The sequence below is a fragment of the Planomicrobium sp. CPCC 101110 genome, assembly GCF_007859395.1.
GTDB lineage: Bacteria > Bacillota > Bacilli > Bacillales_A > Planococcaceae > Planococcus.
The window spans coordinates 1,464,270-1,478,507 of sequence record NZ_VOHD01000003.1; the positions used below are offsets into that span (position 1 = coordinate 1,464,270).

Genomic DNA, 14,238 nt, shown 5'->3' on the forward strand with positions numbered 1-14,238 from the left:
GATAAGAATTTAAAAATTCTTTCAATTTAGTCTTGATTTATCATGAAAGCGCTTTTATAATTACCCTAATAACAATTGTTACGCATTAGAACATATGTAAAGAGGAGGGGCAAACGTGTGGGGATGGGTAATCGCTATATTCGCTGGCGTTTGGCTTTTGCAGCTATTGCTTACCAGAGTCCAAATGAAAAATTACCAGGAGACAATCAAAAAGCTGAGCAACCGGCCATCTGGATTTCTTGGAGTCGGCATAAAAAAACAGAAATTGGGTATAGGTGCTATCGCCATTTTGGTGACTGATACAAATGGAAGAGTAGTGGAAAGCCAAATAATGAAAGGGGTTACAGTATTCAGCCGTTTTCAGCCATTTGTCCAATGGAATGGAATGGCGCTGGAAGAAATAAGAGCACGCCTGCAAGAAGAACCTCTTGATGCTGCTTTTGTCATGGCAATTGAGCAGATTGAAAATCAAATGGAAAAGAAGACAAATTTAGCTTTTTAAGGAGGAAGACACATGGATTTTCTAGTTAAGCTGGCGGAAGGTTTCATCGGGATGTTTCAACAAGGGGGCGAAACGTTTGTAGGTTTGGTCACCGGAATTATTCCATTGCTAATTGTGTTGATCACAGCAATCAATGCCCTCATCCGGATTGTCGGAGAAGAACGAATCGATAGGCTGGCGCGGAAAAGCACTAAAAACATCATTCTCCGCTATACGCTTTTCCCGGTTTTAGCAGTGTTTTTCTTGACCAACCCGATGGCTTACACTTTCGGCAAGTTTCTTCCCGAAAAGCAGAAGCCCGCTTTTTACGATTCAGCCGTTTCTTTTGTCCATCCGATTACAGGTTTGTTCCCGCATGCCAATCCGGCAGAGCTATTTGTCTACCTGGGAGTTTCCGCAGGAATTACCACACTCGGTTTGTCGCTTGGGCCATTGGCTATTCGGTTCTTTCTCGTCGGTATCATTGTCATTTTGATCCGAGGCATTGTAACTGAAATTATCACTACCAGAATGATGAAGGCTAAAGGGATGGAATTATAAACAAATAGTACCGTGTTCACAAAAGGGGAGGCGTAAATAATGGAAGCAGTTCATGGATCAACGAACTATAAGGCGGTTACCATCACAAAAGGCCGGGGCGGATGGGGCGGCCCTCTGACCATCCAGCCAAGCGACGTCCAAAAATACATTGTTTCGGTAACAGGGGGCGGAATTCATCCAGTCGCTCAAGAAATCGCTTCATTGACCGGGGCTGAAGCGGTCGACGGATTCAAAGGATCCTATGAAAAAGAGTCGATGGCCTGCGTTATTATCGATTGCGGCGGTACTGCAAGATGCGGCGTATATCCAAAGATGGGTGTAATGACTGTCAATATCAACGCCACATCACCTTCCGGTCCGTTGATGAAATTTATCAACGAAGAAAACTTTGTATCCGGTGTTGGAGTATCGGATATCCGGGTTGCAGACCGCACGTTCGAAAATTCCAATGCGGTAAAAGAAGCTGTGGACGAAGTGGAGAACCCGAGTGTCAGCCAGCAGAACCGGACGCCACAAGAAATCAAGGAAGAAGCAAAACGCAAAGCGGCAGCGTACCAGCCGCAAAAAAAGCAGAACATCATTGAGAGGGTCGGCCGCGGCGCCGGGAAGATAGTCGGTATTTTCTATCAGGCCGGCCGTGAAACCATCGACCAAGTTATTAAGAATATTTTGCCGTTCATGGCATTTGTCAGTATGCTGATCGGGATAATTTTATACACAGGCATCGGCGATGTGATTGCGAATTTCGTTACGCCGCTCGCAGGCAATATTTTCGGGCTTTTAATCTTATCGGTAATTTGTGCGATCCCGATTCTTTCGCCTCTCCTTGGGCCAGGAGCCGTAATTGCCCAAGTTGTCGGTGTTCTTGTCGGAGTGGAGATTGGCCGTGGAAACATTCCGCCAGAACTTGCCTTGCCGGCTCTGTTTGCCATAAACCCGCAAGTCGGGGCAGACTTTGTTCCAGTCGGATTGACATTAGGGGAAGCGAAACCGGAAACAATCGAAGTCGGGGTTCCAGCCGTTTTGATATCCCGGTTAATCACAGGGCCATTGGCAGTGGTAATCGCTTATTTATTCAGTTTTGGCATGTATAACTAATAAGGAGGCAGACAGGTGAGGGATGTTATGACTAAAAAATACGAATCTAAAATAGTGGAAATCGGTGAAGAAGTTGAACTTTTCGCAGAGGAAAGCATGTTGATCATTTTTAATGATACTGTACCCGAAGCTCTGAGAATGATCGGTGTGATTCATGAAAAATCGGATCTTCTTGGAGAAGTTGAAGTCGGGGATGTATTGGAAATCAGTGGGGAAAGCTATGAAATCCTTTTTGTTGGCAGCAAAGTGAACGATACGCTCAAGGAAATCGGGCATTGCACGATTGTCTTCAATGGAGAAAAGACAGCGGAACTTCCAGGGACAATGTGCGTGGAAAAGAAGCCTATGCCTGTTCTGACCAAGGATTCTGCAATTCGCATCGTAAAATACTAACAGCAAAGGGGCTAATTGAATGCTAGGAATCAATAGAAAGCTAGAAGAATTGGAAAACCGAGGGGTATCCATCAAGGTCGGCTTGGTCGGTGCAGGGCAAATGGGAAGAGGAATGATTTCCCAAATAGAAAATATGGCCGGCATGAGAGTTGTGGTAACAGCCGACATCCAAGTCGACAACGTAAAGAATGCTTATGTTAAATCCGGTGTTTCCTCATCCGATATAGTCGAGACAAACGACAATGCTGAAGCGGCAGCAGCGATTCAAGCAGGAAAAGTTGTAGCGACGACTGATGCGCAATTGGTGACTTCATTGTCTGAAGTTGATGTTGTTGTTGATGCTACTGGAGTGCCGAATATTGGTGCCAAAATTGCATGGGATGCTATTTTGAACAAAAAGCATATCGTCATGCTGAATGTTGAAGCGGATGTTACAGTCGGCCCGCTGCTCAAAAAAATGGCGGACGCAAGCGGAGTGGTTTATACAGGGACAGCAGGCGACGAACCTGGAGCTATTATGGAGCTTTATGATTTTGCAGATGCGCTTGGTTTTGAAGTTGTAGCGCTAGGAAAAGGGAAAAACAACCCGTTGAACCAAGCGGCCAACCCCGATACGGCAGCAGAAGAAGCTGCAAGAAAAGGGGCAAGCCCTAAAATGCTGGCTTCGTTCCAGGACGGCACAAAGACGATGGTAGAAATGACCGCGGTGGCAAACGCTACTGGATTTTTGCCGGACAAGCCTGGAATGAACGGATTTGTAAGCGATGTAAAAGGACTTCCTGAAATTTTCAAATTGAAGGAAGATGGTGGACAAGTCAACAACAAAAAAATAGTAGAATATATCAATGGAGTGGCTCCGGGAGTTTTTGCCATAGTGGCTTCCCATAAAGAGGAAGTCAATCACGAAATGCAATACTTGAGCATGGGGGACGGCCCTAACTACGTGCTTTATCGTCCATATCACCTGACGAGTTTAGAAACGCCAATTTCGGTCGCGCGGGCTTATTTCTATAATGAAGCGACGATAGCGCCGTGGAAAGGCCTGCAGGCAGAAACGGTAACTGTAGCCAAAATCGATCTGAAAGAAGGCGACTTTCTGGACGGAATCGGCGGTTTCACAGTTTACGGCTCGATTCTCTCTGCAGAAGATGCCGGAAAGGAAAATGCGCTTCCATTGGGTTTGGTTGACCGCAATGTCCAGTTGAAACGCTCAATCAAAAAAGGTGAAATCATCACTTATGACGACGTTGTCCAAACAGTGGATTCCACGATCTGGCGTTTGCGCCGCATGCAGGATGAAACGTTCAAAACGGACACCGGCAAAGCGGTTGCGGTGAAAGCATAATATCCAATCCGACAGATAAATGATACATTGAAAGAGCAGGAAATGTATCAAACATCTAAACGGGAAGGTGTTCTTTATGAAGGTAAAGAAAATGGAAGCAGGTTTATATTGTCTTCATTGCCGGGAAGAAGTCGACCATGAAATAACGTATATCAACAGCCAGATCAAAAGCATCCGCTGCCTGGAATGCAACAAAACAAAAGAACTTAAAATTGATGTAAAAAAAGAATTATATAAAGAAATTTACGAACGCATATCGACAAAGCCCACGCGGGTGACAGAAGAATACCGGAAAGATCTCAGCCATTTGCTGTTTTCGCTCCCGGTAAGAGTTATAAAAAAACCTTACCAAGTTTTAAAAGATGTTAACAGCACACGTAAAGTGATCTGGAATTATAAAAAAAAGAAATAATGTTTATTGGGTATTCGTTATCATTGGGCCAAGCTTCTTTCTCGAATGTTGAAGAGGCTGGCCTTTTGGGGAATTGACGGATGCACTTTTGCATACCCGGGCGATTACATATGTAATCGTTCGGAACAAATGTAAATAGGAGGAAATGCTATGACCCAAAAAGTTAATTTACCACCTCGAGTAAACCAAAAAGATCTGGTGAATCTGTACAAGCAAATGTGGCTGATCAGATTTTTCGAAGAAAAAGTAGATGAATTTTTCGCTAAAGGCATGATTCACGGAACAACCCATCTGGCGGTTGGACAGGAAGCATCAGCTGTCGGGGCTATTGCGGTTCTGGAAGACCGGGATAAGATAACGAGTACGCACCGGGGCCATGGCCACTGTATCGCCAAGGGTGCAGAAGTCAACGGAATGATGGCTGAATTGTTTGGGCGGACAACCGGCTATTGCAAAGGCAAAGGAGGCTCCATGCACATCGCGGATGTCGAGAAAGGAAATCTCGGGGCGAATGGGATTGTTGGAGGCGGCTTTGCTATCGCAACGGGAGCAGCATTAACTTCTCAGATGAAGAAAGAAGGTTTTGTAGTGCTTTGCTTTTTTGGCGATGGCGCCTCAAATGAGGGGAGTTTTCATGAAGCGCTCAACTTGGCTTCCATTTGGAAGCTGCCGGTCGTCTTCGTGTGCGAAAACAATCAATATGGCATGTCAGGGCCTGCAAAAGAAATGATGAACATCGAAAATATTGCACAGCGCGGGCAAAGCTACGGCATTCCGGGGAAAGTGGTGGATGGCAATGATATCTTTGACGTCATGAACGGAGTCGGCGAAGCGGTGGACCGTGCACGCAATGGTGAAGGACCATCGATTGTCGAGGCAAAAACTTATCGGTGGAAAGGCCACTCAAAAAGTGATGCGAAAAAATACCGGACACGGGAAGAAGAAAAAGAATGGCGCCTGAAGGATCCGATTGAACGGATGCGATTGGTACTCGTTCAAGAAGGGATCCTGACCGAAGAAGCGGCTGAAAAAATCAAAGCTGAAGCAAAAGATGAAGTTGAAGCGTCGGTGGAGTTCGCGGCTGATAGCCCGCATCCCAGCTTGGACGATTTAATGGAAGATATCTACGCTTGATTACGGATAGAGGAGGCAAATAGAATGAGGGAATTAACTTACTTGGAAGCGGTCAGAGAAGCCATGAGCCAGGAAATGCGCCAAAATGAAGACGTTTTTATTTTAGGGGAAGATATCGGCGTCTACGGGGGAGCATTTGGCGTTACTCGGGGGATGATTGAAGAGTTCGGCCCCGAGCGGATTCGCAATACCCCCATATCAGAAGCGGCTATTTCCGGTACCGCTGTCGGTGCGGCCTTGACCGGCATGCGTCCGATATTGGAGCTCCAGTTCTCCGACTTTATCACGATCGCTATGGACAATATGGTAAATCAGGCAGCTAAAATCCGGTATATGTATGGCGGGAAAGGGAAGGTGCCGATGGTGCTGCGGACCCCGGCAGGATCTGGAACCGGAGCGGCCGCCCAGCATTCCCAAAGCCTTGAAGCTTGGATGGCACATATTCCGGGACTGAAAGTCGTTCAGCCTTCGACAGCCTATGATGCAAAAGGCCTTTTGAAAGCGGCGATCGATGATGATAATCCGGTCATTTTTTATGAGCACAAGCTCTGTTATAAAACCAAGTCCGATGTGCCGGAAGAACAATATTCCATCCCGTTAGGAAAAGCGGATATCAAACGGGAAGGAAAAGATGTCACGATTGTGGCTACGGCCATCATGGTCCATAAATCGCTGGAAGCCGCTGCCGAGCTTGAAAAAGAAGGCATCAGCGTCGAAGTGATTGACCCTCGGACGCTTGTTCCTTTGGATACAGAAACCATTATCGAATCGGTGAAAAAAACAAGCCGGCTAGTTGTCGTGCATGAAGCGGTGAAACGCGGCGGGTTCGGAGGGGAAATTGCCAGCGTGATCGCAGAAAGCGAAGCTTTCGATTATTTGGATGCGCCGATCAAACGGCTTGGAGGCAAGTCCGTTCCAATTCCTTATAACCCGGAACTGGAAAAAGCGGCGATTCCGGGAGTGGACGATATTATCGCCGCAGTCAAAGAAACAGTAAACCGATTGTAGGGAGGAGCAACGTAAAGATGGCTAAAGAAATCTTCATGCCCAAACTAAGCAGCACGATGCAAGTGGGAACCCTCTTGCAATGGTTCAAAGATGAAGGGGACACCGTAGAAGTCGGAGATCCTTTGTTTGAAATCATGACTGATAAAATCAATATTGAAGTCGAAGCTTACGAGGAAGGCGTCCTCCTGAAAAAATATTTTGAAGAAGATGATGAAGTTCCGATCAATCATGTGGTCGGCTATATCGGAAAACCCGGTGAAAAGGTTCCGGATTCGCCTCCAGGCGAGGCAGGAGCAGCAGGGTCGGTTCAGCAAGAAGAACAGCAAGAAGATGAAGAGGACGTATTTGACACGACTCCTGAGGAGCGAAGCGAACCTTCAGGCCAACCCTCTTCAGAACCGGCTGCAGCAAGCGAAAAACCGCGTGCCACTCCGGCAGCCCGCCGTGTAGCAAAAGAGGAGGCTGTCTCACTTGCTGATGTTGAAGGTTCAGGGCCGAACGGACGGATACATCAGGGAGACGTAATGGCTTTCGCTGCTTCAAGCGCTGCTCCAAAAGCTACTCCGCTCGCCAAAAAAGTTGCTGAGGCAGAAGGCGTCCGTTTGCAGGATGTGAAAGGAAGCGGCTCGCAAGGCAAGATTTACAGAACGGATGTCGAAGGGGCCAAACAACCGGTTTCTTCGCCGGCAGCTGCCGCCGGCAAACGGGTGAAAATGGAAGGGATCCGAAAAGTGGTAGCCGAGCGGATGGTGAAAAGCAAGACATCAGCCCCTCATGTTACTTTAACAAGCGAAATCGACATGACGGAAGTTGTAGGCATGCGCAAACAGCTTTTGAGCAGTATCGAGAAGCAGACAGGACTCCGCCTTTCATATACAGAAATCATCGTAAAAGCTGCAGCCCATTCCTTGAAGCGCCATAAAAATATCAATGTATCCCTAGAAGGCAGCGAAATTGTTTTTAATGAGGCTATAAATATCGGATTGGCAGTGGCGGTTGAAAATGGCTTACTGGTGCCTGTTGTGAAAAATGCAGACCAAAAAGGGCTTGCCGCGATTACAGAGGAATGCAAAGCATTAGGCAAAGCGGCGAGGGAAAGCAAGCTGAAGCCAGATGCGATGTCCGGCGGCACGTTTACAATCAGCAATCTTGGCATGTATGCCATTGATGCTTTTACACCGGTGATCAATCAGCCGGAATCGGCGATACTCGGTGTCGGCCGTATAAACGAGAAACCGGTTGGCTTGAACGGTTCAATCGTGCTCCGTCCAATGATGACAGTCAGCCTGTCATTCGATCACAGGGTAATAGACGGCGCGCCGGCCGCAGCTTTCCTGACCGAACTTAAAACGATTCTTGAACAACCGTACGAATTATTAACTTAAGGAGTAGATGTCATTGAATAACTATGACGTGGCGGTAATCGGTGGAGGCCCGGGAGGTTACGTGGCGGCAATCAGAGCAGCGAAACTGGGAAAAAAAGTTGCGCTTGTTGAAGCACGGGAACTTGGAGGGACTTGTTTGAATCGTGGCTGTATTCCTTCTAAAACATTATTGCGCCACGCTGAAATCATTGAAGATATTGAAAGGGCAAAAAGCTGGGGGATTGAAACCGGATCCCTTACTTTTTCCCTTTCAAAAATGCTTGAGAGAAAAGATGAAGTCATACAAACGCTGCGAAACGGAATCGCATATTTGATGAAAAAAGGCAATATCGATGTTTTCAACGGCCATGGAAAAGTGCTACAGGATAAAATGGTCTCTATCCGATTGGAAAGCGGGGAAGAAACCATACGGGGGGAAAAGATCATTCTAGCTACCGGCTCAAAGCCCATTGTACCGCCGATTCCAGGGTTGGATCAGGCAGCCTATTATACGAGCGATACCATTTTTGATATACCGGAAATTCCAGATTCCATGGTGATTGTTGGAGGGGGAATTATCGGTGTAGAGTTGGCCTGCATTTTTTCCAGTTTGAATGTGCCGGTCACAGTTGTTGAAATGGGCGAAAGAATTGTTCCAAGCGAAGACAAGGATGCCTCAAAACTTCTTGCAAAAGAGTTGAAGAAGAAAAAAATCACCTTGCTGACCAGTACGAAAGTGATGAGCGTCGAGAAGCGGCAAAACCGGCAGCTGGTGAATGTGGAAACAAAAGACGGGAAAAAAGATGCGTTAGAAGCTGCAGCCCTTTTGTTGTCGGTTGGAAGAGCGCCGAACACATCTGCATTTCCGGATTTAGCCCTGGAAATGGATGGACCTTTTGTAAAAGTGGATGAATATATGCAGACCAGCCTCCCTGCCGTTTTCGCTGTCGGAGATTTGGTGGGCGGATGGCAACTGGCGCATGTCGCAAGCGCAGAAGGGCTTATAGCAGCTGCAAATGCGGCCGGGGGAAAGGAAAAGATGGACTATAGCGTTGTGCCGCGCTGTGTTTACACGAGTCCCGAGATTGCCAGTGTCGGCCTGACTGAAGAAGAAGCGGAAAAGAAAAACCTGTCTTATAAAGTGGTGAAAATCGACCATGCAGGAAACGGTAAAGCTTTGACCCGAGGCGAAAAAGAAGGGTTTACAAAGTTGATAGCGGGCACAAAGTATGGAGAAATACTTGGCGTTACTATGGTCGGTTCCCATGTTACAGAAATGATAGCGGAACCGTCAGCATATATCCATTTAGAGGGGACAGTCGAAGAGTTGGCTGCCATGATACACGCTCATCCAACTGTTTCCGAAAGCGTATACGAAGCGGCATCTTCATGGCTCGACAAAGGAGTCCATCACTAATTTTTTTGGAAAACCTTCTGCCAATCCCCACAAAAGATGGTAGAATTTAGTTAGTGGTAAACTGTATGGAATAGACATGGGGAAATAATCGATAACGGGTATTTCTCACTTTAAGAAACTTTGATGAGAAGGTGTCACGATGATCGATTGGGAAGAACGCAGGCAAATTGTAAAAGTATCGAAACTGTATTATTTCGACGGACAGACACAGGCGGAAATCGCAAAAAAAATCGGCGTTTCCCGCCCTGTGATTTCCAAGTTGCTCAACAAAGCCAGAGATATTGGCATCGTTGAAATATACATTAAAGATGAAAGCGCCCACACAGTTGAATTGGAGCATCGTTTAGAGAAAACATACAATCTCAAAGAAGCGATTGTCATACCCACTACCGATTTGACGACGGAAATGGTCAAGCAAACATTGGGTAAAGCCGCTTCCGTATATGTATCAAAAAAATTGCCTGGCATCAAATCTTTAGGGATTTCTTGGGGAAGTACACTATCAAAATTTGTCCAGGAATATCCGTACGAGCAGCATCAGGAATTGAAAATCATTCCTCTCGTAGGCGGCATGGGAAGAAAGCTGGTTGAAATCCATTCGAACCTGTTGGCGTATCAGCTGGCCAAGAAGATGAATTCGAATTGTTCCTATCTTTATGCCCCCGCAATGGTCGGGTCGGATGAATTGAAACAGCGTTTGGTCCAATCAGAAGATATCGCGATGGTATTGGAAGAAGGGCGCAACGTTGAAATGGCTGTAGTAGGGATCGGCAATCCATTCGAAGGCTCCACTATGTCTGCGATGGATTACCTGAACGAAGCCGACTTGGAATCTTTGCAGCAAGCGGGAGCCGCAGGAGACATCGGCTCACGTTTCTTTGATGCGGCTGGAAAGCAGATCAAGCATCCGTTGAACGATTTGGTGATTGGCCTTGACCTGAACGAGTTCAAGAACATCCCGGAAGTGATCGGCATAGTGGAAGGGGCTCATAAGGCGGAAAGTGTAAAAGCCGCGTTGAACGGCGGCTATCTTGATGTTTTGGTTATAGACGATGTAACAGCGGAACTGATGTTTCAGAAATAGAATTCAAACGAAAAGCGCATCCGCGGCAGAAAGCTTTCCAGAGCTTTCTGTTTTTTTATGGAGCAGCATGGTAAAATATCACTTAAGTTACAATTTGTATCCAATGAAAACCTATAGCCTCGTTCTGGGAAGCGGCATGAATCGTGAGGGATGAACTGCTATTAAAAAGCGATTGCTGGCACAAAAAGGTCCAATCCGATTGTCAAACCGAACTATAAAGCAAACAGGGACTGGAGGGGATGGAAATGCTGATTCAAGAACAAGCGGCAGAAAAAATCTGTGCGAGCTTAATGGAAGATCCGCACGTCCAAGCAGTTTTCTTGAAAGGCTCCATGGGCCGCAATGAACACGATGAGCATTCCGATATCGATTTGTATTGCTTGGTCGAAGAAAGGGATGAGAAACAATTTTTGGCAGCGCGAGAAGCGCACCTCAGAGCATATCGCCCGATCATTTTCCAGGATGATATCTTCATCATTGCGCCACAGCTGATCGCTGTCTATGATAATCTGCTGCATATTGATTTGTTTACTGTCACACTGGAGTCTTTTCCGGTAAAAGATTATTTTCGGGTGCTTTACGATCCGGAAGGTTTGCTTGATCCATTCAAAGCTGCGCAAACGCTTGAGCTGAAAGCGGAGGAGTTTTCGGATGCCGTCATCGATGTCGCCTGGTTTTTGTTTCAATACAAAAAAGCAAGCGCACGTGGAAATGGTATATGGGCGGCAAGGATGCTGACGAATGTGACGGACCATTTGGCGCGTGTTTTGCTGCATCGATATGCTCCTTGCCGAGCGCAGCTGGGCATGAAAACACTTGCCCAATCATTGCCGCAAGAACTTTTCGAGAAAATGTCAGCAATCATGGATGCCACCACTCCGCAAGAACATCCAGCAGCGGCAATTCGGATCAGCCAGCTGATCGGCAAAGAATTGGATTGGATTTTAGCGGATTTGCCGGAAGATGCACAAATTGAACCTTTGCTCCGTAGAATGATAGAGGCCCCTGCAAAAACAACGGAAGGAACTAGTTAAACCGCATAAACACAAAAAAACAGGACAAAAGCTTGTGAAAGCTTTTGTCCTGTTTTTTCAAAAGGGCAACTTACTCAAGGTTGGCGTGCCTGCCATACATCGTTTGGGAAGTTAGCGATTTTTTTTCCATGATTTTTAAGATGATGGCATCGAAAAACAGCAGCAGCGACTGTTCGAAAAGAGAACCCATCGGCTGGATCGATTTCCCGCTATCGCCATCCGCTTTGGCTTGTGCCGGTATTTCGACTACCATATCGCCAAGTTTTCCGATTGAGGAAGCAGGGTTGATGGTCACGGCTGCGACAACAGCTCCGATTTTTTTGGCCTTTTCGGTCATGGCAACGAGGCTTTGTGTTTCGCCTGAGCCGGAAGCAACAACAAAAATATCTTCAGCTTCTAGATTGGGGGTTACAGTTTCCCCGACGATATACGGATCGAGTCCGACATGCATCAGGCGCATAACAAAAGATTTTGCCATGAAGCCCGAGCGGCCGCCGCCGGCAACAAAAATTTTCTCCGAAGCAAGCAGGGCTTCCGCCAGTTTATCGGCCTCGGAATCCTCAATGGCCGACAACACTGTCTGCAGTTCTTTTAAAATCACTTCCGTGTATCCCGCTGTCTTCATCTTAAACAGCCGCGCCTTCTTGAATCAGTTTGTAAATTTTTTCAGCTTCCGCTTTTTTGTCCTCTTTGCTCGTGATGCCGCCGCCGACGATGATCAAATCCGGCTGTTCTTGGATGACTTCCGGCAATGTCTCAAGTTTGATGCCGCCAGCAATGGCAACTTTCGAGTTTTTCACAACGCTTTTGATAGTGCGAAGATCGGCAAACGAATCTTTGCCTTCTGCTTGCAAATCATATCCCGTATGGACGCAAATATAATCGGCGCCAAAAGCATCCAATTCTTCAGCGCGAGTTTTAATGTCTTTTACAGCAATCATATCCACAAGGATTTCTTTCCCTTGTTTTTTCGCTTCTTCGACAGCGCCTTTGATCGAAGCATCTTCAGCTTGCGCAAGGATGGTTACGATATCCGCGCCGGCTGCGCTTGCCTGGGCCACTTCATATCCGGCAGCGTCCATGATTTTCACGTCAGCCAAGACAGTCAAATTCGGAAAAGCGGCTTTCAGTTCAGAAACAGCTTTCAGCCCTTCTTTGTTTATGACAGGAGTTCCGATTTCAACGATATCAATATGCTGTTCTACTTCTTGAACAAGCTCGATCGCTTGTGGAATGTTCACCAAGTCTAATGCCAATTGTAATTTCATCTTCTCATTCTCCTCAGTTTCGTTTTAGTTGCTCCTCCAGTGTATGCCTATACTTCGATTTCCGAAAGTACGCACATTATTCTCATATAGTGCTAAAAAGTATACCGTGGGAAAACGGAAATCAAAAAGCGGAAATCCGAATGGATTTCCGCGTTGAAGACCGTTATTTCGCTTTCGCCTCTTCTGCTTCGGCAGCAGGCACTGCTATCTCTAAAAAGCTTTTATATGTTTTGCCCCACTCATACATGTTCTCTAAGACAGGCATCAGCGACCGTCCTTGAGCTGTCAGCGAATATTCGACTTTCGGTGGAACTTCCGGATAAATTTCACGATGAATGATAAAGTCGGACTCAAGTTCCCTGAGCTGAGTGACAAGCATCCGTTGGGTTATGCCCGGAATCAGCCTTTTCAATTCGTTGAAGCGCTTAGTGCCTTCTTTGCCAAGGTGCCATAAAATCAACATCTTCCATTTGCCGCCGATTACAGCAAGGGTCAGTTCTTTTTCGCAGCTGAATTCCTTTTCGCATACATGTCCCATCTGTTTCCATCTCCTTGTCATTCAAGCGCAATCCCTGGTATCCCGGACGCAGCTGCTGTACTTTCGTTCTTCGTATAAAAGAGTATACGCCGTGCAAATATGGAAGTAAAACAACTGGTTTCTGCTACTCCCGGTGCTCTTGGTAGATATCTTGTTTGGCTGCTTTTTTTGCTTCTTTTATTTGGTCTGCAGATACCGGCGTCCCATAGGCGGCAATCGTATCTTTGATTTGCTGGGGAGAACTTGCGCCAGCTACGACAGAAGCGACTGTGCTGTTTTGCAGAATGCTATGAAGGGATAGGGCATGCAGGTTATCGTGTATTCCCATCAGTTTTTGCAGCGTACTTTTCAATTCGCTTTCGCTGTAAGTCAGATAGCTGCCCATTTTTTCGGCGCGTCGGAGGCCATCATTTGTCAAAAGCCCTTTTGCAAGTGTTCCGCGGGTCACAACAGAACGCCCGGCCGAGCCGATGTCCGAAAGCCACTCTTCAGGCCGGCGATCGAACAAGCTATACTGCATCATGATCGAGACGATATCACTTTTTGCCAAAAACCGTTTGATGACATTCGGACGGATAGAAGAAATCCCGTATTCCCGAATCAGACCTTCTTTTTTCAAAGATTCGAAAGCGTCGATTGTTTCTTCTGCATCGTCAGAGATCATCCCGCCATGCAGCTGGTATAAATCGATGTAATCGGTTTGAAGCCTCCTCAAGCTATTATGGACTTGTTCGAGTATATACGGTTTAGTGGCGTTCCATGTGACTTCGTCGCTGTCGCGGCTCCACCGGTTGCCGACTTTCGTGGCTATGATTACGTCTTGCCGGCGCCTTTTCAAAGCATGGCCGACAAGTGTTTCATTTTCGCCTTTGTTATAGAGATCCGCGGTATCAAAATAATTGATGCCGTTGGCGACCGCTTCCTCTACAATGGCTGAAGCCTGCTTGGAATCGATCGGCAAAGACATGCAGCCGAAACCGATTTCGCTCACTTTCAACGGGCTGTTTCCAAGATTCACTTTTTTCATAACGTCCCTCCATTGTAATTTCATGTTTCCCTTATGGTATACTGTGCGATAGAGAAATCTCAAACGAAAAGAGG

Annotated in this window: 16 protein-coding genes; 12 read left to right on the forward strand and 4 right to left on the reverse strand. The window is 46.6% G+C overall.

The window, feature by feature from the left end:
- The first annotated feature begins 115 nt into the window (after nucleotides 1–115).
- The 12 genes from FQV30_RS07105 (at nucleotide 116) to FQV30_RS07160 (ending at nucleotide 11,331) form a co-directional block, all read left to right on the forward strand.
- Nucleotides 116–502 carry a transcriptional regulator GutM gene (locus FQV30_RS07105; RefSeq protein WP_146499393.1) on the forward strand — a complete coding sequence of 129 codons (387 nt, stop codon included), beginning with the start codon at nucleotides 116–118 and terminating at the stop codon, nucleotides 500–502.
- A gap of 12 nt (nucleotides 503–514) precedes the next feature.
- Nucleotides 515–1,042 (forward strand): PTS glucitol/sorbitol transporter subunit IIC, encoded by a 528-nt coding sequence (gene srlA, locus FQV30_RS07110; RefSeq protein ID WP_146499394.1) that lies wholly within the window; start codon nucleotides 515–517, stop codon nucleotides 1,040–1,042.
- 39 nt (nucleotides 1,043–1,081) lie between these two features.
- The gene (gene srlE / locus FQV30_RS07115; protein WP_146499395.1) at nucleotides 1,082–2,140 is read left to right on the forward strand and encodes a PTS glucitol/sorbitol transporter subunit IIB; all 1,059 of its coding nucleotides are present in this window, start codon (nucleotides 1,082–1,084) and stop codon (nucleotides 2,138–2,140) included.
- 15 nt (nucleotides 2,141–2,155) lie between these two features.
- Nucleotides 2,156–2,533: a PTS glucitol/sorbitol transporter subunit IIA gene (locus FQV30_RS07120; RefSeq protein WP_146499396.1), complete on the forward strand. Its 378-nt coding sequence runs from the start codon at nucleotides 2,156–2,158 to the stop codon at nucleotides 2,531–2,533.
- A 19-nt stretch (nucleotides 2,534–2,552) separates the two neighbouring features.
- Nucleotides 2,553–3,878 carry an NAD(P)H-dependent oxidoreductase gene (locus FQV30_RS07125; protein ID WP_146499397.1) on the forward strand — a complete coding sequence of 442 codons (1,326 nt, stop codon included), beginning with the start codon at nucleotides 2,553–2,555 and terminating at the stop codon, nucleotides 3,876–3,878.
- Nucleotides 3,879–3,954: 76 nt separating this feature from the next.
- Nucleotides 3,955–4,290, forward strand: a complete 336-nt coding sequence (locus FQV30_RS07130) for a bh protein (protein ID WP_146499398.1) — start codon at nucleotides 3,955–3,957, stop codon at nucleotides 4,288–4,290.
- A gap of 150 nt (nucleotides 4,291–4,440) precedes the next feature.
- Nucleotides 4,441–5,424: a thiamine pyrophosphate-dependent dehydrogenase E1 component subunit alpha gene (locus tag FQV30_RS07135; protein ID WP_146499399.1), complete on the forward strand. Its 984-nt coding sequence runs from the start codon at nucleotides 4,441–4,443 to the stop codon at nucleotides 5,422–5,424.
- 24 nt (nucleotides 5,425–5,448) lie between these two features.
- Nucleotides 5,449–6,432 (forward strand): alpha-ketoacid dehydrogenase subunit beta, encoded by a 984-nt coding sequence (locus FQV30_RS07140; protein WP_146499400.1) that lies wholly within the window; start codon nucleotides 5,449–5,451, stop codon nucleotides 6,430–6,432.
- Between the two features lie 17 nt (nucleotides 6,433–6,449).
- Nucleotides 6,450–7,817, forward strand: a complete 1,368-nt coding sequence (locus FQV30_RS07145; protein WP_146499401.1) for a dihydrolipoamide acetyltransferase family protein — start codon at nucleotides 6,450–6,452, stop codon at nucleotides 7,815–7,817.
- Nucleotides 7,818–7,824: 7 nt separating this feature from the next.
- Nucleotides 7,825–9,213: a dihydrolipoyl dehydrogenase gene (gene lpdA / locus FQV30_RS07150; protein WP_146499402.1), complete on the forward strand. Its 1,389-nt coding sequence runs from the start codon at nucleotides 7,825–7,827 to the stop codon at nucleotides 9,211–9,213.
- 139 nt (nucleotides 9,214–9,352) lie between these two features.
- Nucleotides 9,353–10,297, forward strand: coding sequence for a sugar-binding transcriptional regulator (locus FQV30_RS07155; protein WP_146499403.1), 945 nt, complete (start codon nucleotides 9,353–9,355; stop codon nucleotides 10,295–10,297).
- A 245-nt stretch (nucleotides 10,298–10,542) separates the two neighbouring features.
- Nucleotides 10,543–11,331 carry a nucleotidyltransferase domain-containing protein gene (locus FQV30_RS07160; RefSeq protein WP_146499404.1) on the forward strand — a complete coding sequence of 263 codons (789 nt, stop codon included), beginning with the start codon at nucleotides 10,543–10,545 and terminating at the stop codon, nucleotides 11,329–11,331.
- Between the two features lie 70 nt (nucleotides 11,332–11,401).
- On the opposite strand, the gene hxlB is transcribed toward FQV30_RS07160, so the two are convergent.
- From hxlB to FQV30_RS07180, 4 genes are all read right to left on the reverse strand, one after another.
- Nucleotides 11,402–11,956, reverse strand: coding sequence for a 6-phospho-3-hexuloisomerase (gene hxlB, locus FQV30_RS07165; RefSeq protein ID WP_146499405.1), 555 nt, complete (start codon nucleotides 11,954–11,956; stop codon nucleotides 11,402–11,404).
- A gap of 1 nt (nucleotide 11,957) precedes the next feature.
- Entirely contained in the window at nucleotides 11,958–12,599 is a 642-nt protein-coding gene (hxlA, locus tag FQV30_RS07170) for a 3-hexulose-6-phosphate synthase (RefSeq protein ID WP_146499406.1), read from the reverse strand.
- A 163-nt stretch (nucleotides 12,600–12,762) separates the two neighbouring features.
- Nucleotides 12,763–13,137, reverse strand: a complete 375-nt coding sequence (locus FQV30_RS07175; RefSeq protein ID WP_146499407.1) for a winged helix-turn-helix transcriptional regulator — start codon at nucleotides 13,135–13,137, stop codon at nucleotides 12,763–12,765.
- A gap of 124 nt (nucleotides 13,138–13,261) precedes the next feature.
- Complete coding sequence (locus FQV30_RS07180; RefSeq protein ID WP_146499408.1) at nucleotides 13,262–14,164, reverse strand: aldo/keto reductase; 903 nt, start codon at nucleotides 14,162–14,164, stop codon at nucleotides 13,262–13,264.
- Between the last annotated feature and the right edge of the window lie 74 nt (nucleotides 14,165–14,238).

Coding starts and splice junctions, on each gene's coding strand:
- srlA (WP_146499394.1), top strand. CDS start 515: ATGGATTTTCTAGTTAAGCTGGCGGAAGGTTTCATCGGGATGTTTCAA.
- FQV30_RS07160 (WP_146499404.1), top strand. CDS start 10,543: ATGCTGATTCAAGAACAAGCGGCAGAAAAAATCTGTGCGAGCTTAATG.
- FQV30_RS07135 (WP_146499399.1), top strand. CDS start 4,441: ATGACCCAAAAAGTTAATTTACCACCTCGAGTAAACCAAAAAGATCTG.
- FQV30_RS07145 (WP_146499401.1), top strand. CDS start 6,450: ATGGCTAAAGAAATCTTCATGCCCAAACTAAGCAGCACGATGCAAGTG.
- FQV30_RS07155 (WP_146499403.1), top strand. CDS start 9,353: ATGATCGATTGGGAAGAACGCAGGCAAATTGTAAAAGTATCGAAACTG.
- hxlB (WP_146499405.1), bottom strand. CDS start 11,956: ATGAAGACAGCGGGATACACGGAAGTGATTTTAAAAGAACTGCAGACA.
- FQV30_RS07125 (WP_146499397.1), top strand. CDS start 2,553: ATGCTAGGAATCAATAGAAAGCTAGAAGAATTGGAAAACCGAGGGGTA.
- hxlA (WP_146499406.1), bottom strand. CDS start 12,599: ATGAAATTACAATTGGCATTAGACTTGGTGAACATTCCACAAGCGATC.
- lpdA (WP_146499402.1), top strand. CDS start 7,825: ATGTCATTGAATAACTATGACGTGGCGGTAATCGGTGGAGGCCCGGGA.
- srlE (WP_146499395.1), top strand. CDS start 1,082: ATGGAAGCAGTTCATGGATCAACGAACTATAAGGCGGTTACCATCACA.
- FQV30_RS07140 (WP_146499400.1), top strand. CDS start 5,449: ATGAGGGAATTAACTTACTTGGAAGCGGTCAGAGAAGCCATGAGCCAG.
- FQV30_RS07130 (WP_146499398.1), top strand. CDS start 3,955: ATGAAGGTAAAGAAAATGGAAGCAGGTTTATATTGTCTTCATTGCCGG.
- FQV30_RS07175 (WP_146499407.1), bottom strand. CDS start 13,137: ATGGGACATGTATGCGAAAAGGAATTCAGCTGCGAAAAAGAACTGACC.
- FQV30_RS07180 (WP_146499408.1), bottom strand. CDS start 14,164: ATGAAAAAAGTGAATCTTGGAAACAGCCCGTTGAAAGTGAGCGAAATC.